The sequence below is a fragment of the Azotobacter tropicalis genome (genome assembly GCF_059739045.1).
This window is the reverse complement of the sequence record NZ_AP046059.1, coordinates 4,553,934-4,569,477: the sequence shown is the minus strand read 5'-3', so window position 1 is coordinate 4,569,477 and position 15,544 is coordinate 4,553,934. Positions and strand designations below refer to the sequence as shown.

General features: G+C 59.5%; 22 protein-coding genes and 1 tRNA gene. 13 read left to right on the top strand and 10 right to left on the bottom strand.

What is annotated here, in order from left to right:
• Positions 1 to 37: 37 nt before the first annotated feature.
• From Atro_RS21695 to Atro_RS21670, 6 genes are all read right to left on the bottom strand, one after another.
• Entirely contained in the window at positions 38 to 538 is a 501-nt protein-coding gene (locus tag Atro_RS21695) for a hypothetical protein (RefSeq protein ID WP_497925730.1), read from the bottom strand.
• Positions 535 to 1,221: a replication protein P gene (locus tag Atro_RS21690; protein ID WP_497925728.1), complete on the bottom strand. Its 687-nt coding sequence runs from the start codon at positions 1,219 to 1,221 to the stop codon at positions 535 to 537. The genes Atro_RS21695 and Atro_RS21690 overlap by 4 nt, the downstream gene beginning before the upstream one ends.
• The gene (locus Atro_RS21685; RefSeq protein WP_497925726.1) at positions 1,218 to 2,012 is read right to left on the bottom strand and encodes a DnaT-like ssDNA-binding domain-containing protein; all 795 of its coding nucleotides are present in this window, start codon (positions 2,010 to 2,012) and stop codon (positions 1,218 to 1,220) included. Before Atro_RS21685 ends, Atro_RS21690 begins: the two co-directional genes overlap by 4 nt.
• Positions 2,012 to 2,758: a phage antirepressor gene (locus Atro_RS21680; RefSeq protein WP_497925724.1), complete on the bottom strand. Its 747-nt coding sequence runs from the start codon at positions 2,756 to 2,758 to the stop codon at positions 2,012 to 2,014. The genes Atro_RS21685 and Atro_RS21680 overlap by 1 nt, the downstream gene beginning before the upstream one ends.
• An 87-nt stretch (positions 2,759 to 2,845) precedes the next feature.
• On the bottom strand, positions 2,846 to 3,268 hold the full coding sequence (locus tag Atro_RS21675; protein ID WP_349569433.1) for a phage regulatory CII family protein: 423 nt from the start codon (positions 3,266 to 3,268) through the stop codon (positions 2,846 to 2,848).
• Positions 3,269 to 3,389: 121 nt separating this feature from the next.
• Entirely contained in the window at positions 3,390 to 3,629 is a 240-nt protein-coding gene (locus tag Atro_RS21670; protein ID WP_497925722.1) for a helix-turn-helix domain-containing protein, read from the bottom strand.
• 40 nt (positions 3,630 to 3,669) lie between these two features.
• Between Atro_RS21670 and Atro_RS21665 the strand changes: the two genes are divergently transcribed.
• The 3 genes from Atro_RS21665 to Atro_RS21655 all read left to right on the top strand — a co-directional run bounded on the left by Atro_RS21665 (position 3,670) and on the right by Atro_RS21655 (position 5,614).
• On the top strand, positions 3,670 to 4,626 hold the full coding sequence (locus Atro_RS21665; protein WP_497925718.1) for a LexA family transcriptional regulator: 957 nt from the start codon (positions 3,670 to 3,672) through the stop codon (positions 4,624 to 4,626).
• Positions 4,627 to 4,920: 294 nt separating this feature from the next.
• Positions 4,921 to 5,244, top strand: coding sequence for a hypothetical protein (locus Atro_RS21660; RefSeq protein ID WP_497925716.1), 324 nt, complete (start codon positions 4,921 to 4,923; stop codon positions 5,242 to 5,244).
• The gene (locus Atro_RS21655; protein ID WP_497925715.1) at positions 5,237 to 5,614 is read left to right on the top strand and encodes a hypothetical protein; all 378 of its coding nucleotides are present in this window, start codon (positions 5,237 to 5,239) and stop codon (positions 5,612 to 5,614) included. Before Atro_RS21660 ends, Atro_RS21655 begins: the two co-directional genes overlap by 8 nt.
• 87 nt (positions 5,615 to 5,701) lie before the next feature.
• Here the strand turns inward: Atro_RS21655 and Atro_RS21650 are convergent, their stop codons facing one another.
• Entirely contained in the window at positions 5,702 to 6,013 is a 312-nt protein-coding gene (locus Atro_RS21650) for a DUF1654 domain-containing protein (RefSeq protein ID WP_497925713.1), read from the bottom strand.
• 645 nt (positions 6,014 to 6,658) lie between these two features.
• On the bottom strand, positions 6,659 to 6,871 hold the full coding sequence (locus tag Atro_RS21645; protein WP_497925711.1) for a hypothetical protein: 213 nt from the start codon (positions 6,869 to 6,871) through the stop codon (positions 6,659 to 6,661).
• Here Atro_RS21645 and Atro_RS21640 point away from each other — a divergent pair.
• From Atro_RS21640 to Atro_RS21630, 3 genes are all read left to right on the top strand, one after another.
• A complete protein-coding gene (locus tag Atro_RS21640) occupies positions 6,870 to 7,145 on the top strand; it encodes a hypothetical protein (protein WP_497925709.1) in 276 nt (91 codons plus the stop codon). The two genes, Atro_RS21645 and Atro_RS21640, sit on opposite strands and share 2 nt — an antisense overlap.
• Positions 7,146 to 8,879: 1,734 nt before the next feature.
• On the top strand, positions 8,880 to 9,131 hold the full coding sequence (locus tag Atro_RS21635) for a hypothetical protein (protein WP_497925707.1): 252 nt from the start codon (positions 8,880 to 8,882) through the stop codon (positions 9,129 to 9,131).
• 363 nt (positions 9,132 to 9,494) lie between these two features.
• Positions 9,495 to 9,698: a hypothetical protein gene (locus Atro_RS21630; RefSeq protein ID WP_497925705.1), complete on the top strand. Its 204-nt coding sequence runs from the start codon at positions 9,495 to 9,497 to the stop codon at positions 9,696 to 9,698.
• A gap of 128 nt (positions 9,699 to 9,826) precedes the next feature.
• Here the strand turns inward: Atro_RS21630 and Atro_RS21625 are convergent, their stop codons facing one another.
• Positions 9,827 to 10,489, bottom strand: a complete 663-nt coding sequence (locus tag Atro_RS21625; RefSeq protein ID WP_497925703.1) for a hypothetical protein — start codon at positions 10,487 to 10,489, stop codon at positions 9,827 to 9,829.
• A 581-nt stretch (positions 10,490 to 11,070) separates the two neighbouring features.
• On the opposite strand from Atro_RS21625, the gene Atro_RS21620 reads away from it, so the two are divergent.
• From Atro_RS21620 to Atro_RS21590, 7 genes are all read left to right on the top strand, one after another.
• The gene (locus Atro_RS21620) at positions 11,071 to 11,982 is read left to right on the top strand and encodes a BRO-N domain-containing protein (RefSeq protein ID WP_497925702.1); all 912 of its coding nucleotides are present in this window, start codon (positions 11,071 to 11,073) and stop codon (positions 11,980 to 11,982) included.
• Between the two features lie 73 nt (positions 11,983 to 12,055).
• A complete protein-coding gene (locus Atro_RS21615; protein ID WP_497925697.1) occupies positions 12,056 to 12,607 on the top strand; it encodes a hypothetical protein in 552 nt (183 codons plus the stop codon).
• Positions 12,608 to 12,629: 22 nt separating this feature from the next.
• Complete coding sequence (locus Atro_RS21610; protein ID WP_497925692.1) at positions 12,630 to 13,169, top strand: hypothetical protein; 540 nt, start codon at positions 12,630 to 12,632, stop codon at positions 13,167 to 13,169.
• Entirely contained in the window at positions 13,166 to 13,648 is a 483-nt protein-coding gene (locus Atro_RS21605; protein ID WP_497925690.1) for a hypothetical protein, read from the top strand. Before Atro_RS21610 ends, Atro_RS21605 begins: the two co-directional genes overlap by 4 nt.
• Positions 13,645 to 13,794: a hypothetical protein gene (locus tag Atro_RS21600; RefSeq protein WP_497925688.1), complete on the top strand. Its 150-nt coding sequence runs from the start codon at positions 13,645 to 13,647 to the stop codon at positions 13,792 to 13,794. Before Atro_RS21605 ends, Atro_RS21600 begins: the two co-directional genes overlap by 4 nt.
• A gap of 56 nt (positions 13,795 to 13,850) precedes the next feature.
• Positions 13,851 to 14,084, top strand: a complete 234-nt coding sequence (locus Atro_RS21595; RefSeq protein ID WP_497925686.1) for a hypothetical protein — start codon at positions 13,851 to 13,853, stop codon at positions 14,082 to 14,084.
• Entirely contained in the window at positions 14,084 to 15,226 is a 1,143-nt protein-coding gene (locus tag Atro_RS21590) for a tyrosine-type recombinase/integrase (protein WP_497925684.1), read from the top strand. The genes Atro_RS21595 and Atro_RS21590 overlap by 1 nt, the downstream gene beginning before the upstream one ends.
• A gap of 101 nt (positions 15,227 to 15,327) precedes the next feature.
• Here Atro_RS21590 and Atro_RS21585 read toward each other — a convergent pair.
• A tRNA-Val gene (locus Atro_RS21585) sits at positions 15,328 to 15,404 on the bottom strand.
• Positions 15,405 to 15,544: the final 140 nt, after the last annotated feature.

The window sequence follows — 15,544 nt, the reverse complement described above, 5'->3', positions numbered from 1 at the left end:
CTCGACAGACGCGAGGGCACTGGCCAGATCGCCTACCTCACAGGCTCTTCAGGATCGCCTGAAGCTGACGCAGCTTCTCCAGGTTGGCCTCGTTTGCCTCATGCCCCTGCTCGATCTGGAGCGCGGCCTCCTCAACGCGGCCTGCGATCTGCTCCATCTGCCGGGCCACGGACCGGCCAAGAGCCACAATCTGTGCGGCGATATCCCCAAGAATCTCGATGGGGCTTTGGCCTGCCGGCTGTACCGCGGGCTTGGCTTTGACTGAGGGCATTTCGATCTCCTTTGGCAGAGGCTTCTCTTGAGTGGTGATACGGCGGTACTGGTCATGGCGACGCAGGATCAGCCCGGCCTCGGCAAGATCGCGCAAGCAGGCCCGGGCAACTCGCATATCCGGCACGCTGCCGGTGACGCGCTTCATGGCCGCAATGACCTGAAACTCTCCCCAAGCCTCTTCGATGGGCACGAACTCGTAGATTTTCCTGGCGATGCTTGACTGCCCCTGAAGCTGAGCGTCGATCTTCGCTTTTTGCTGGCTCATGCCATGGACTCCTTCTTGGCCTTCAATGCGTTGCGCAGGCCGGCCAAGGCGCTGCGACCTACCTCCGGCGTGCGGACAGATACCCGCTCCGGCAGCGCCTTCGGGATCTCCCGCAGCGGCTCGCCGGCCAGGGACATGCGGATGGCGGCCGTGTAGTTGCGCTCGAACAGCTTGCGGCTGCGCTCCTCGGGAAGATTGGCCAGCTCGTGGAAGCCGGTTTCGCAAGCGGCGTGGTGTACGGCCGGATGGCTCCATTCCTTGGCGGACGACGGGTGGGCGTTCGCGCAGGCCTCGCGGTAGGCTCTATCCGTGCTCGGCAGCCCCAGCATCTCTGCAGTCGGCAAGCACCACGCCACGAACTGCCCGATGCTCGGCGCAAAGGCCGAACCACTGCGCCGGCACTGCTCGATGCCGAAGCGCACCTGCTCGATCGTGCGAATCCCCGAAGCCTGCAGCCCCTTGGTCCAGCTGCGCTTGGCCAGCGCCAGCGCCTTGTCGTCCGGCCACGCCTGACGCCAGGCCGGGAAGATTGCCTGCAACTGCAGGAAGACCATGTCCACCACCGCGGCGGTTTGCTCGTCGACCTCGCCGAGCGGCTGGATGGAAACCTGCCCAGCGGGAAGCGCCTGCCCGGCAGCGAGCCGCGTACCGGTCATGGCGACCACGTTCCGGATCGGCTTCACAGGTCGTACTCCGTCATGGTCCGCCAGCTGTCGTCCTCGAAGTCCGGCCCGTTGGCGCGGCGCTGGCCCTTGCCGGGGAAGTTCACCACCGCGGCCGGCCGGGCAGCAGCCTGCACGGCATCGCGCTTGACCCAGTTGACCAGGGCGGCCAGCCACTCGCGCTCGGTCTTCGCCAGCCCCTTGGCCTCGTGATGGATCACGAACCCCGCGATGGCTTCGCGGTTGAACAGATCCGGCGACAGGCCGGCCATCGTGGCGCGGGCCTTGAGTTGGACCTGATCGGGAACCCACTCCAAGTGCATGGGGAACAAACCGGTGACCGGTTGCTCAGGCGGAACGGTAGGGGCCAGCGACGGATCTTGCTCTGCACCGGCAGGCGCGGCGCCCTCGCCCGCGGGAGTGAGAGAGGGTTTTACCTCTGTATCTGTTTCTGTATCTGGGGGCGTTTCTGTAACGTTACATGCCTGTTTCTTGTCCGCCTTCTTCTTCGCACGATGCGCTGCAACCCGCGCCGCGCTTGAGTCGGAGAGGTATTGACGCTTATCCCAGGCGGTCGGGCGGTTGTCCTCTGTTATCAGCCTCTTGCCCAGCAGGACGGCCTTGGTTGCCGCCCACTCTTCGCTGCTGATGCGAAGCTGAAACGCGACTTCGTCATCGTGTAACGTTACATCGCCGTTACTGCAACGCAGGCACAACAGCATGATGTAACGGCGCTGGTTGGCTTCGCTGAGCATCTGGACCTTGGGATCGGTGGCGAACTCGCCATACATGCGGAACCACTGGTTGGCCATCAGGCAACCCTCCCTGCCAGCTTCTCGCCCAGCAGCGCCAGCCCCTTGCGCGTCACCAGCACCTGCTCGGCGACCTTCTGCTGTCCGGTATCGTCATCGATGCCGATCACCTTCAGCTTGTGCACCAGCACGCCCTGCTGCAGGCGCGGCTGATAGGCCAACCAGCGGCTGGAGCCGGCCCGGCGGTAGATCCAGCGGTTCTCCTGCATCCACTGAAACAGCGCCTTGGGCTGCATGCCGACCTGCTTGGCCGCGTCGGTGATGCAGATCGCGCCAGCGGTCTCGGTCAGCACCTCCAAGGCGCGCACCTTCGGTGCCTGCTCGGCGACCACTAGTTGCAGGTGGTTGTTCTGCTCGGCCAGATCGGCTGCCATGCGCAGCGCTTCGGGAAGGGTTTGCGGAATTGCAGGAGCGTGACATGTCACGCCATAGCTTCCCGTCTTGCGGATGCTCGGCAGCACCTCGCCCACCACCCACTCCTCGAAGCGCTCGGCGGCTGGAAGCTGGGACTTCATCACCAGGCGGTACAGGTCGCGCTCGGGGATGAGCGTCGTCTCCTGCATACCACCCGCAGTAGGGAGGCGGCGTTTCACCGCCCCCTTGCAATGATCGGCAACGGCGTCGCGTGCACGGGCATACCCCAGCACCAGGGCAACATCCTTCGCCACGAACCACGGCTCCCCGTCGATAGCCACGACGCGAACCTCGGCCTTCTCGAAATTGAACAACTGGAGCTCTTGGGTCATAATCTCCCCGTATCGTTTTGGCGCTTAGGCGCCCATGAAGAAGCCGGGCCGTCATCCGGGCTTTTTTATTGCCTGCGGTTTGGCCTATCAGGCTGCCTTCACCGAGGCTTCCAGCACGTCCAGGCTCTGGCGTGCATGCCCGATCTCGCGCCGGATCAAGGCCTCTTCGGTCTGGCTCACATGGCCGTCCTCGAGCGCGTCGTGCACCACGCGGGTCACATCGGCCACTTCCTTGGTCATGTGCAGCAGGGCGGCCGCCAGGGTCTGCGGCTGGGCCTTCTCCTTGGCCACCAGCTCGAAGCCGAACTCGGCAGCCAGGACCTGCAGCGGGCGCACGTCATCGGCATGCAGCAGAATCTGGAAGAACTGCTCGACGTTGAGCCGGTGCGCATCGTTGTTGGGATTGGCGCGCTGGAGCAGCGAGACGTGGCTGACGCCCATCTTCCGGGCCAGATCCTTGGCGCCAGCGTCCAGTACTGCGTCATGCAGGGCCTTCAGAAACTCATCCATCCGTAAAACCCCTCTGCTCTTTCAGTCGCGCCCTGAAAGGGATCAAGGCAATCTGGAATCACTGGAAGCCACCGCCGGGATTGGCTTGTGCGATGGCTGGAAATTGGTCACGGGCGCCGAGTTAGGCGGCGCTGCGCTTGGGGGATGCCTCTGCCAAAAGCCAGGCAGCATCGAACGGATTTCCACGCTCGGCAGCAGCGGCTGCCAGGCGAACTGCGTAGTCGGTTTCGCCGGTGTATTCAGTACGCGGCAGAGCACCTGTGGTAAGCCACTTGTAAATGGCTCGTTGGCTCACCCCGCAAATAGCCGCGGCATTTGCAACGCCACCGGCCTTGTTGATCGATTCTCTTAGCGCGCTCATTGGCGCCTCCAAAGCAAAATTTGAACTTACGGTACATATTATGCCGGTACTGAAAGTACATGCAAGCGCATGCAAAAATGAACCTATGGTTCAATCAGAAGAAATACGCAGAGAGTTCGTGAGGCGCCTTAAGCAAGCTCTTTCCAAATCAGAGATTGCAGAATGGGGGGCTGGCTCTCGCCTTGCAGAAATCACAGGGAAAAACCCTAAAGCCGCCAGCAAATGGCTGAATGGCGAAGCCATGCCTGGACGGGCCAACATGCAGGCGATTGCAGATGAACTGCATGTCAGCATCCAGTGGCTCCAGTATGGCGAGGGGGAGATGCTTCCTGGCGACTCGGGCAATGAGCCGAACGCCGAGCCAGGCCCGCCTGTGCCCGCGGCTGATAACCACAAAGAGGCCGCCGCGGCCAAGGTGCTGGAGATGCTACAGCGGCACGGAAAGGGCCTGAGTGCGGCCGTCAGAAAGCAGATCGTCGATGCCGTCGCTGACTCCCTGGCCGAGTCAGTGCCCGCGACCGTACCGCAAAACAACGTCATCATCGCCGACTTCTTGCCCCCCGTCCCGCCCGGTGACGCGATTCGCATCGCACACTACGACGTCCGGACGGCCCTAGGCGGCGGGCAACTGGTCCCGGACTACCCCGAGATAATGCCGGATCTGCTCGTCAGCAAGCAGCACCTGCAGGAACTTGGCGTCATCTACAAAGACCCCTGCCACCTCAAGATGCTGACCGGCTACGGCCAATCTATGGCGCCCACAATCCAGCACCTAGACCCGATGATCGTCGATGTGAGCATCCGCGAGTTCGAGGGTGACGGGATCTACTCATTCGTTTGGCAAGGCCATTTCTACACCAAGCGCCTGCAGGTCGCCGACGCGGAGCATTTCGAGATGATTTCGGACAATCCGAATCACAAGGACCGGATGATCCGGATCGACGATACCTACATCCAGGCCCGCGTCCTGCTGGTCTGGAACGCCAAGAAGCTGTGATCGGCCTGCTCGCCGGATTGGGCAGGATGTAAGAGGAAACGATGAAACGGAAACCTATTGGCTTCTGCACAAAATGCAGAAAGCTGGCCTACAGCGTTACCCAGATCAACGACCGTTGCGGTGTGCGGTACAACGGGAAGCGCTGCCTAGGGACCATCAGCAGCGCGCTGAACGAGAATGACTGGGTGCCATGTTCATTCTGCCAGGGCGAAGGGTGTGAAACGTGCGAGCAAGCCGGATGGCTCCGAGCGCGCATGAACTAGAATGCCAACCATATAAATATACGAGCGAAAAATGACAGAAAAAGTCTACATCGCAGACGACTCTCCACCAATAACTCTTGAGCAGCTATTTGACTTCCTTTCCGCCAAAGGCATTAACTCTAAATGCAATTTCTGCGGAAGCGAAGATAACTGGGAGTTCCCAATTCAAGAGTCCGAATATAATGAACGCACAACAAACCCAACGCTAAGTATATTCAAAATACACGAAAAAAAATCAAATAAAAACGATATAGAATGCATTGCAATAAACTGCACAAACTGCGGAAATGTCTTAACAATAAGAGCATATAAAATTTCAGAGCACGCATCCCAAAAGGATAGCCACCATGGGTGAGGTTGTCAGTGGGAGCTGGCCGGCGCGCAGTGGAGGTGGCTATACTGGAAGCGGAGAGCCTCCAGGAGGTGAAAAATTGGAAAGCAGGGTAAGCCGCTTAGAGAGCGATATTGAGTACATCAAGCGAGACGTTTCCGAGCTGAAAGGAGACGTGAAGACACTAGTATCCAGCATGTCGACCGCCCAAATCGACATTGGCAAAACCGATGTTAGGCTTTCCAATATCGAAAGCCATATGGTAACCAAAGGCAAGCTAGCCATGTATACCCTGCTGGCAGTCCTTTCTACCCTTGGCGGAATTTTTGGCGCCGGTTGGTGGGCTATTCAGCAATACCTAATTCCGGTATTGCGCGGCACCGGACACGTATAACCCGGCGAGCCCAATCCACCACTCGCCGAAAAACTCTATCCAGAGCCCCGCCCCGCGCGGGGCTTTTCGTCTCTGCCCTCCCCGCCATCAGAATAGGGATTCCTCCCTTTCCGCCGTCTCGAAGCCCCGATCACCTACTGGTTCGGCCTCGCCCTCCTGGCGCTCCCATGTCAGCGTAACGCTGCCGTCCTCGTTCCTGGCCATCCCCAAGCCATCCGTCTCAGCCAGCAGCTCCATTACCCCCTCCCACGCTTCGTCCGGATCGGTGTCCAGCCGGTGAATAGTCACTTGGCGCTCTGACTGCGCCTTTGGCGCGTTGATCATCGCCGATACCCGTAACCCAAGCCTCTCTAGCGGAGTGATCTCCTGAGGCTGCTGCTGGGCTTTCCTCTTGGCCATATGCTACTCCTTATACTGTATAAACATACAGTATCCATTTACACACACAGAGCCAAGCCATTACTGCCAACTCGGTCACAACCCTTTCCGAGGGGCGGTTTTGGTGTTCAAAGAAAATTTGTACTTTTAGTTCTTGACTGGCTCTGTACTTATGGTTCATATTTTTCTCATCGGCAGCACAGCGCCCGACAGGCAGCGAGCCGGCGCCTTCAAGTCCGGTACAGGGGGAGCCTCGCCCCGTGACCCGCAGCGTAGAGGGTCCTTGATCAAGGGAGAGCCAGTGGGCGAAGAGCCGCGACTGGCTGTCGGGCTTTCATGGCCCCCGAGAAGCAATGCGCCCAGCCGGACGTGGCGCCAGTAACACCGGCCAGAAAGACCGATTTCCTCGATGCCCTTGGAGACAGGGGCATCCGGGAAACCAACCGGAGAAAACACCATGCTCAAAAAGCTCTGCGCGCTATTCCGTCGCAAGAAAGACCCCGTCCAGCCAAAGCCCGAGCGGCGCCCAGAAGGCACCACAGCTCGACCAGCTGGCTGCCTGCCGAACCGAAGCTATTCGTCAGGAAGGCCCGCACCCAGCGGCCAGCCGGCCAGCGAAAACCCGATGCTCAACCCGCTCCACCCGCTGAACCCCGTAAATCCGATCTACGCCGACAGCGACGACGACTGCCGGCGCCGCAGCCATGAGCCTTCCAACAGCAGCCACTGCTCGAGCAGCAGCTGGAGCAGCAGCGACAGCGGCAGCAGCAGTTCCAGCTCGTCGAGCGACAGCGGATCGAGCAGCTCCAGCAGCAGCGACTGACACGGCGGCGCCCAGCGCGGGCGCCAACTGACAACCGACACAGAGGAGCAAGGCATGAGCGCCAGCCCCATCGAAAGCTGCTACGTCAGCACCGCAACCAGCCTCCGGCGGCCGGACACCGACCTCGGACTGACGAAGATCCTGTGCCTCGGCCTTGCTCGCCAGGTCGACAACCTACAGTCCAGCCTCTCCGACTCAACCAACCTCGCCGAACGCCTGGCTGACCAGCTATCCCGCCTGCGCGCCGACAACAACCGGATGCGCCAGCAGCTGGACGACCTGATGCGCCCTGCCGACCAAATCGAAGCCGTAGCCGGCAGTCACAAGTAGCACAAACACAAGCGGGGCCGTAGCCGTTCGGCATACCTGTAGCGATTGAAGGGAGTTTGCTGAAAAGCCCAAAACGTGACCAATTTCACAAAACTACAAAGCACGCTATCATTTGCACGCCGCTGGCGAATCGGCATGCCTGCAGCGTTAGCCGACTACTGCTTACAGTCATGCTGGTGGCTCGCCCCCACCAGTAGAGCGCGCTGCAGGTTCGAGTAATTCGCAAGCCATGTTTGTGCTCATCTCCTGCTTTTGGCTGTATCTGCGCAGTTGGCGACAGAGCAGATGACAGGCCGGAAAGACGGCCATCCTTCCCCGCTCCAGGCAAGGCACCCCTCCTTGGGCAACCAGACTTTTAAGCCCGTGCCGGCTCGGCATGCGAAGGCGTCAGCGCAATCGAGACTTCGTTGCAGGTCAGCGCCGAAAGCGCCGGACTAAAGCGCGCCTTCGTTCGAGTAAACCGGAAGCCAAGGCGCCGCCCGAATGGACGAAGCCGAAATAGAAGGTATCTGCGCCTTCAGCGACAGAGCAGACGCTTGGCCGGCGTAACCGGCTATCCCTCCCCCCGCTTTTGTGGGAAGGACCTTCCCACCGTAGGGTATAGCTAGGCCCCATCCAAGGGCTTAGCTTACTGAGCACTCCCCAGCTAATCCGGGAGAAGTTGCAAGAAATGCTCATGTCAGTCCAAGCCGTCGGCAGATCGGTATGTCGTCAGCGTCAGCCGGCCACCTCCGAAGTGGCCACGCCGGTATCTCGTTCCCGGCAAGGCGCGCAGTCGGTTCAAGTAATCTGCAAGACACGGAAGTATTCACCGGATCAGTCTGTAGTCACGCAGATGTCGACAGAGTGACCGTCTGGCCGGCGTAACCGGCCATCCTCTTCGCTATCCCATTCTCAAGCTGACCTGAGCAAAGCTCAGCAAGGGCTATTGCCCGTTTAGCTGCGTGCTACATCCTCGGTCTACGCTAAGAAGACCGTCGGCAGATCGGCATGCCGGCAGCGTTAGCCGGCCATTGCTCAAGGGTGGTCATGCCGGGTTCCACGACCCCGGCAAGGCGCGCAGCCGGTTTGAGTAATCTGCAAGCCGCGGACTTTACGTCTACCCAGTTGGCAGGCACGCCAATGGCGACAGAGTGCCCGCCTGGCCGGCGTAACCGGCCCTTTCTCCTCCTCACCTACCTTCTGTCTTACAAAGATCCAGCCGCTTGGCTAGGTATACGGCTCGTGGCCTACCTTACGAAGGCCGTCGGCGGATCGGCATGCCGGCATGTGTAAGTCGGCCATTCCTGCAATGGCCACGCTGGGCCCATATCCCCAGCAAGACGCGCCAGTCGGTTCGAGTAATTCGCAAGTCGTGGGTGTTTCCTCCCATTCCTGCTGGTAGGCACGCCAGTGGCGACAGAGTGCCCGTCCGGCCGGCGTAACCGGCCACACCCTCTCTTCCCCCGTCCCCATCAGAAAGCCACCTCGCCCGAGGCGGCTTTCCCATGCGTACGACAAGGAGAACAGCCATGCAGGACATCGAGCCGGGCCGGCGCCAGCAGGCAGCCCGGAAGCGCCCCCCGAACGAACCCCACACGCCACCCTGGCCTGGCTACTGGCTGGCAACTCGATAGGCATCGACGCAGTGAACGCAGCCGACTGGCGGCGCCACGTAGAGGCGCTGGCCACGCTCGCCAAGGTCGAGGGCACGAAGAATCGGCACGGCGCGAAGTTGCCGGGGCGGTGCTGTCCATGACTGCCAAGAACGCCGCCGAACGTAAGCGCGAAGAGCGCGAGCGCAAGAAGCTCAAGGAAGAGGAACGCCTCGCCCGCCTCCTCTCCCGCCGCATCAAGCTCGACCTGTTCCACGCCACGGATGCCAAGCTGGTCCGCTCCATGGAGCGCACCGACATCGAGGAACCGCAGGATCTGATCACCCGGCTCATCCATGGCGCCGACCGCCTCAGCGATGAGGCCCTGGCCGAACTGATCCGCCTGCCGTAGCTGTCACGCCTATCTGTCACGGAGATATAGCGCGCGCACCGCTACGCTCGCCGTATTTTCTGATCCGGCACTGCATGCCGAAGAGCATGTAACTCGCCGGCATCCTGGTTCAGATGATGGACCACCCTCAGCAGCCGCTGGCGAAGTAGTCCGTTATCGAGCTGTTCAATCGCTCGCATGACCTCAATCGCAGCCGCCTCATTGTTCGCAGCTACTGAATCCAAAGTTTTGCGGATGTTTCTCACTATTCGGCTCACAAGATTCTCCCCCTGAAAATTTGGGCCGGGCTCGTTGGACCATAGGATTTCCTTTTGATTTCAGCCGTTTGAGTTCGAACAGCACCGTTTGTCGGGAGAAAGAGCCATGAGTACCTTTGCCGTCTTCGGCATGACCGAGCACTACGCTCGCGAGGAAGCCCGGAAGAATACGCCGACCGTCGTTTTGAAGGTTCAACTGACCGAAGCGCAATGGCTCGAAGCGGTCGAGCTGCGAGCCGAGAAGACCATGGGCGGCGCCCGCGTCGTCCAGCTGAGCCCCCTGTTCGACGCCCCGCAATTCGCCCGGTAGTACATTGAACTGCTGCGCAAGTCTGGAAAGGCCCGCGACCTCAAGATCCGCGCGAAAGTGAAGGCTGACGTGCCGGCAGCTGCCACATAGGCATTGAAAAGTGCCAAGCAATCTGCCATCTATAACTATTAGATAGCAGCGCGTCTTAAAAATTTGAGCAACCCTGTATCGTTCAACACTAGCGGATTAATCAAACCATCGTATCTCGGCTTCCATATTGCTCTTATTTCATATTGTCCTGAGAAATCCTTACCTTTAATTAAGGCCGGATGATGACCCCAATTTTTTCCATTCCACTTTTCGTCTCTTTCTCCGTATTTGACTTCTTGTAGGATCTTAAGCTCAACAGGAATAATTGAATTTAATGTTTCAGTTAGCCTCAAGTAAAAGCCTAGCGGCTCTTGAATTTCAACACATGAATCCGCGCCCTCAAATTCCTTCATAACATCAATAGAGAGCTTTGAGGACGAGCAGTGTACAAAACAATCAGGATGATCAAACAACATCCCAAAGGTGCAATTCTCAATAGTTATTTCGCCCCCATTGACAGGCTCAATAACCCCAAACTCCCTGAGTGCTTTAATATCTAAATTTGAATCCCCTGAGTCTTTGGTTGATGCATAAGTAACATAGTGGGTTACGGTTTTCTTTCCTTCATTTTCATCAGCAATTCCATTTTTGTGCTCCGACTTTCTAAAGTCATGTAGGGTTCCTATTCGTATACTCCCAAGAGATAGAAGAGAGTCGCTATAGCGGCTAGGAGCGTATCGATAAAATTTTCTGTTAATCATTTATTTTCCTTAAAAATAACGCTACAAGTAATTGCTCTAGAGCGATTTCTCAATCACTTGCCATATGACTTTTTTGTGATTCGGCCTCTATCGCTGGCCCAATTAATACTCTGAACCCACATAAATGGCCATAGGCCATCATTGTTACAGAAAACCAATCTCCTACCTATTGCCGAAGCCGAAGCGATGGCCTGCACCGCCTCGGCGAGAAGAAAGACTGCGTCCGCTGCAACCCGGTGACTAAATCGGCCAAGACCAAGGAGCCGGTGAAACAGGTGGAGTTCGCCGGCGTGGTGAGATTACGCCGTTGACGCGGCGCTGCTCCTGGGGTTAGTTTTGCCCCGTCCCGAAAGGGATGGAGCGTAGAAACTCCTCAGGTACAGCGGTAGACCGCACCCGACAGCCTTTGCGGTTTTTTTGCGCCCGCGCCATGCGTTATGGCCGGGAGGGCGACGGATACAACACCCGAAAGGGGAAGAAGTCCGCTCGGCTGTACCCGAGTTTCTAACCTCCCGGCCACCCGCCGGCGCGCGTAGAAACGTTCCGGCTGGTGCTCACGCACTCGTACAGGAGCGTTTCCTATGGCCAGTAGCGCCCAAGTAATTCCTTTCCACTTTGAATCCCACGAAGTCCGCACCCTGCTGATCGACGATCAGCCGTGGTTCGTTGCGGATGACGTCGCCGACGCTCTGCAGTACAGCGAAGCATCGGCCATGACTCGCCATTTGGACGATGATGAAAAGGGTCTGTCGATTGTGCAGACCCTTGGTGGCGAACAGAAGATGCTGGTCATCAACGAATCTGGCCTGTACTCGGCGATCCTCCGCAGCCGCAAGGCCGAAGCCAAACGCTTCAAGAAGTGGGTAACGGCTGAAGTCCTCCCGGCGATCCGCAAGCACGGCCGGTACGAAGATGCCGGCGGCAAAATGGGCACCCTGCTCGGTCGGACCATCGGCACCGATGGCTTCCACATGCTCGGTGCGATCATCAAGGGCAAGGTGGTTTCTCTGCCGCAGGCGATCCAGCGCCGCGCCACGGCGAAAATCTGGTCGCAGACCCATGCCGCCTTCGGTGTCCGCTCTGCTGCCGACATCCCGGCCGACCAGCTCGACGCCGCCCGGAACTTCATCGCCGCCTACGCACTGGAGGGGGAATGGCTGAGAAAAGAGCCGGAGCCCAAAACGGAACCTCGCCTCGATATCCACTTCCCGGTCGATTATCTGTCCGGTCGCCGGCCAGGGACTCAGTACCACCGCAACGAGCACACCGATTTCTTGGAAGTTTTTCCGTTGGATCTGGTCGATCCGGCCGAATCCCCTTGCGAGCTGATCCTGACCAGGCTGACCAAGGCCGGCTATAACGTAGCCGCCGCATGGTGGGAAGTTCGCACCTATCGCAACAAGCTGGCTCAAATGCACCGCGCGATCGAAAGCCTCAAGCGCAGCTTTGAGGCGCCGCAGCAGTACGTCATCGCAAAGCCCGACCTGATCTAACCCACCGAACCATAAGCCAACTGCCGGCCACCGCCGGCGGTACGGCTTTCTGTTGCCTGGAGAATCCCTATCTATGCAATGCAGCTGCGGCGCCAGCACGAAGCCTGGCCGGGCCGAACGCTCGAAACAGCGCGCAGTCCTCGAGTTTCAGGAGTGTCCCGCCTGCGGGCGCTGCCACTTCGACGCCCTGCGTATCGGCGGCCAGACGGTAGCGTCCGGTGATGCGGCTCGCCGGCAGTTCGAGGCGCTCGATGCACCGGCGCCGAGTGATCCGCCCAGCATCCCGCCGGAAAAAGCTATCCCTCGCCCTGCCGAACTCGACTGGCGGCCGACATCCGAACAGCCGCCGCGCGACCAGCTCATCCGGGTGGATTACAAGACTGGAGGCTACTACGTCGGGCACGGCGGGTTCTTCGACGGAGTGTGGGACCTGATAGCCCGCTGGGCCCCGTGCAGGAGCGACGAGGGCTTGATCCCTTGGCCAACGACAACACCGCGGATCGGCACTCTCTTCGACGTGGATGCCGCCCCGGCGCCTGAGACGGCGCCCGAAATATCACTTCCGCTCCCCCCTCCGACCGCCGAACTGCCGCCGGTCGGCACCAACTTCGCTTTCGTATTCTGATCCCTACCAAAGGAGTACCCACATGACAAACACGAAGACCCCGCCTGCAGGTCAACGGGAAATCCCGGTGGCCGTGCCGGATGGCTGGAAGCTCGTCCCTGTGAAGATCACGCAGCAAATGATCGAAGGCGCCATGGCCGCCCACTACGGAGTGCGCCGCCTGCGTCAGGCTGGAGGTCCTGGCGGCGTAGACATGACCGTCAATTGCATCAATTACAACGGGAATCAGGCAATGAAGCGAATGTGGGCTGGCGCGCTCGCCGCCGCGCCGACCCCGCCAGTGCAGCAGCCGGTACAACTGAGATTCCCCACCATGCTCCGCAAGATGTGGTCGGGTGGCGAGGTCCAGGCCTGGCTGGATGAGCAGGGGCCGCTCTACACAGCACCGCCAGCGCAACAACAAAACGAGCCTCAAAATATTCCGGAAATTATTCCAGCACCAGAGCAGCCCGTCACCGCGACGCTAAAACACTCAACGAAGGAAAATGGAGACTGTCTCAGTTGGTGCAAGGCATGTGCAACTGAGATCAAGCAACGCGCTCTGCTGGAGGCCAACAAATGAAGAGGACTCGCGAGCAATGGGCGAATGTATCGCCAGAACAAACCGAGATAACCGTAGGGCCATCTGCCGTAAAAATACTGCTGCATGACGCACAGCAGGATATCGCCGAACTACACCAAGCGAATGAGGATTTGAGGCAAAAGTGTCGCGAATTGGAACTTGAGGGAAATAAGTTCGCCAGGGCCTGCGCGAAGGAAGTCGATGTCCTGAGTGCCGTTGAAGCCGAACGCGATGCTTTGCGCACCAAAGTCGAGCGTTTGCAGGAAGAGGACGATAAGGCTTTGCAGCGCGCCAGTATGGCTGAGGAGAGTAAAGCGTTGGCTACCGAGATAGCACGACTGAGAAAGGATAAAGAGCGGCTCGAATGGCTGCTGCCTCGTATAAATGGGAAAGCTCTCCGTGAAATAGGCGTTATTTACAGCGGAGGGAGTGACACGATACGCGCTGCCATTGATGCTGCTATGGAAGCCCACCAATGACTCACCAGCCCAAGGGCTCCATGTGCGTCGCCTGCGCGAATCGCCACCGCAACTGCTCTTCCCTGCCCTTCGCCTCCATGCCCGTCCTTGAAGTAGACGGCCGCACCGTCATCGCCCGCTGCACGCAGTTCCAGCGGCGCAAGTAACCAATCCACCAACACCAGCACGCCGCCCAACCTTGGCGGTGCGGAGAAGTATTGCCATGGCAAAGGTCATTTCACAGCTGACCGTGAACCTGCCGCGCCTAATGGAGGCCGGCGAATACAGGAAGCTGCGCTATGCCGGCGGGAAACCGAGCCTGCAGCAGCTGAAGAAATGGATTGAGGAGGGAGAGCTCGCTGGCGAGGTGCGCGGCGGCCTGTATTTCGTCGACCTGCAGGCCGCCCTGCTCGGCTCGAACGATCCGCTGCTGGCCAAGATGCTGGAGATCGGCTGATGGCACCACCCCGGAAGCGCACCAGCAAAAACCGCGACCTGCCGCCAAACCTCTACCCGAACGGCAAATACTGGCAGTACCGCAACCCCATTACCGGCAAGAAGATCAGCATCAACCGCTCGCTGGCCGAGGCAGTCAAGCTGGCCAAGGCCGCCAACGCCAAGCTTGCACCGCTCATGGTCGATGACGGTGAACTGCTCTCACTGCTCACCGGAGAAGAGGCGCCGACCTTCGCCCGCCTCTGCGACCGCTTCGAAACCGAATACCTGCCCGATCGCAAGCTGGCCGAAAGCACTCGTAAGGAGATCGCCATCAAACTCGAGCGGTACCGGGCGGATCTTGGCAAGAAGCTTGTAGGCCAGCTCGACGTGCTCGCCGTCGCAGAATACCTGGACCAGTACAACAACAACGCCTACACCAAGCACCGCGGGCTGATGATCCAGATTTTCGACTTCGCCGTAGCAAAGGGCCTGGCCGAGCGCAACTACGCCGAAATGACACTCAAGAAGCGGGAGGAAGAGAAAAAGCGCCAGCGCCATACCCTGGAAGGCGTGGCCAAGATCCTCGAGGCCGACACCACGGCGCCCTGGCTCAAACGCGCCATCCGGCTCGCGCTACTGAGCCTGCAGCGCCGGGAGGATCTGGTGACCTGGGAGCGCGCAGCGGTGGACATGGCGAAGAACACCATCCGCATCAGCACCGGCAAGACCCAGAACTACGAGAACCCTATTCATCTGGAGATCGAGATGGGGACCGACCTGCGCGCGGTCGTGCAGGAGTGCCTGGCCGAGCCGATCGCCAGCCCCTATCTGATCTGCTACCGGCCCAGGGCCCGCAAGCGCGAGCAGATCGAAGCCAAGCTCCACTGGTCGGCAGTGACCGACGACTATCTGACCAAGGAGTTTCGGAAGGCCCGGGATGCCGCGCACGCCTACGACCACATCAAGGACCCACTGGCCCGCCCTACCGTGCATGAGCTGCGTGCGCTCGGCGCCTGGCTCTACCAGCAGCAGGGATTTTCGCAGGACTACGTGCAGGCCCTGATGGGCCACGCGACGGAAGAGATGACCGCCTATTACCAGGCCGGCCATGGGAGAAAGGAGATTGTCTACCAGCAGGTCCAGGCAGGCCTGAAGCTATGAGCCGGCGGGCGTTTTCCCAAAATATTCCCAATATTTTCCCAAAACAAAAAAGGCGACCCTTTCGGATCGCCTTCTAAGCCCCGCGCAATGCGGGTTTTGTTTGGTAGGCACAATTGGACTCGAACCAACGACCCCCACCATGTCAAGGTGGTGCTCTAACCAACTGAGCTATGTGCCTGTCGATGGCCGCGCATTCTACTGACCTGCGCCGGCATGTCAACACCTTTTCCCGCTAACCGACTGAAAAAGATGATTTTTCCCACCCAGGCCGGATTCCCGCCTCGCTAGCCGGGGCAAATCCGCTCCGGTAGCATCGAT

Coding starts and splice junctions, on each gene's coding strand:
- Atro_RS21680 (WP_497925724.1), bottom strand. CDS start 2,758: ATGACCCAAGAGCTCCAGTTGTTCAATTTCGAGAAGGCCGAGGTTCGC.
- Atro_RS21630 (WP_497925705.1), top strand. CDS start 9,495: ATGAGTACCTTTGCCGTCTTCGGCATGACCGAGCACTACGCTCGCGAG.
- Atro_RS21600 (WP_497925688.1), top strand. CDS start 13,645: ATGACTCACCAGCCCAAGGGCTCCATGTGCGTCGCCTGCGCGAATCGC.
- Atro_RS21650 (WP_497925713.1), bottom strand. CDS start 6,013: ATGGCCAAGAGGAAAGCCCAGCAGCAGCCTCAGGAGATCACTCCGCTA.
- Atro_RS21685 (WP_497925726.1), bottom strand. CDS start 2,012: ATGGCCAACCAGTGGTTCCGCATGTATGGCGAGTTCGCCACCGATCCC.
- Atro_RS21675 (WP_349569433.1), bottom strand. CDS start 3,268: ATGGATGAGTTTCTGAAGGCCCTGCATGACGCAGTACTGGACGCTGGC.
- Atro_RS21615 (WP_497925697.1), top strand. CDS start 12,056: ATGCAATGCAGCTGCGGCGCCAGCACGAAGCCTGGCCGGGCCGAACGC.
- Atro_RS21610 (WP_497925692.1), top strand. CDS start 12,630: ATGACAAACACGAAGACCCCGCCTGCAGGTCAACGGGAAATCCCGGTG.
- Atro_RS21635 (WP_497925707.1), top strand. CDS start 8,880: ATGACTGCCAAGAACGCCGCCGAACGTAAGCGCGAAGAGCGCGAGCGC.
- Atro_RS21665 (WP_497925718.1), top strand. CDS start 3,670: ATGCCGGTACTGAAAGTACATGCAAGCGCATGCAAAAATGAACCTATG.
- Atro_RS21645 (WP_497925711.1), bottom strand. CDS start 6,871: ATGCCTTGCTCCTCTGTGTCGGTTGTCAGTTGGCGCCCGCGCTGGGCG.
- Atro_RS21595 (WP_497925686.1), top strand. CDS start 13,851: ATGGCAAAGGTCATTTCACAGCTGACCGTGAACCTGCCGCGCCTAATG.
- Atro_RS21590 (WP_497925684.1), top strand. CDS start 14,084: ATGGCACCACCCCGGAAGCGCACCAGCAAAAACCGCGACCTGCCGCCA.
- Atro_RS21695 (WP_497925730.1), bottom strand. CDS start 538: ATGAGCCAGCAAAAAGCGAAGATCGACGCTCAGCTTCAGGGGCAGTCA.
- Atro_RS21640 (WP_497925709.1), top strand. CDS start 6,870: ATGAGCGCCAGCCCCATCGAAAGCTGCTACGTCAGCACCGCAACCAGC.
- Atro_RS21670 (WP_497925722.1), bottom strand. CDS start 3,629: ATGAGCGCGCTAAGAGAATCGATCAACAAGGCCGGTGGCGTTGCAAAT.
- Atro_RS21620 (WP_497925702.1), top strand. CDS start 11,071: ATGGCCAGTAGCGCCCAAGTAATTCCTTTCCACTTTGAATCCCACGAA.
- Atro_RS21655 (WP_497925715.1), top strand. CDS start 5,237: ATGGGTGAGGTTGTCAGTGGGAGCTGGCCGGCGCGCAGTGGAGGTGGC.
- Atro_RS21605 (WP_497925690.1), top strand. CDS start 13,166: ATGAAGAGGACTCGCGAGCAATGGGCGAATGTATCGCCAGAACAAACC.
- Atro_RS21625 (WP_497925703.1), bottom strand. CDS start 10,489: ATGATTAACAGAAAATTTTATCGATACGCTCCTAGCCGCTATAGCGAC.
- Atro_RS21660 (WP_497925716.1), top strand. CDS start 4,921: ATGACAGAAAAAGTCTACATCGCAGACGACTCTCCACCAATAACTCTT.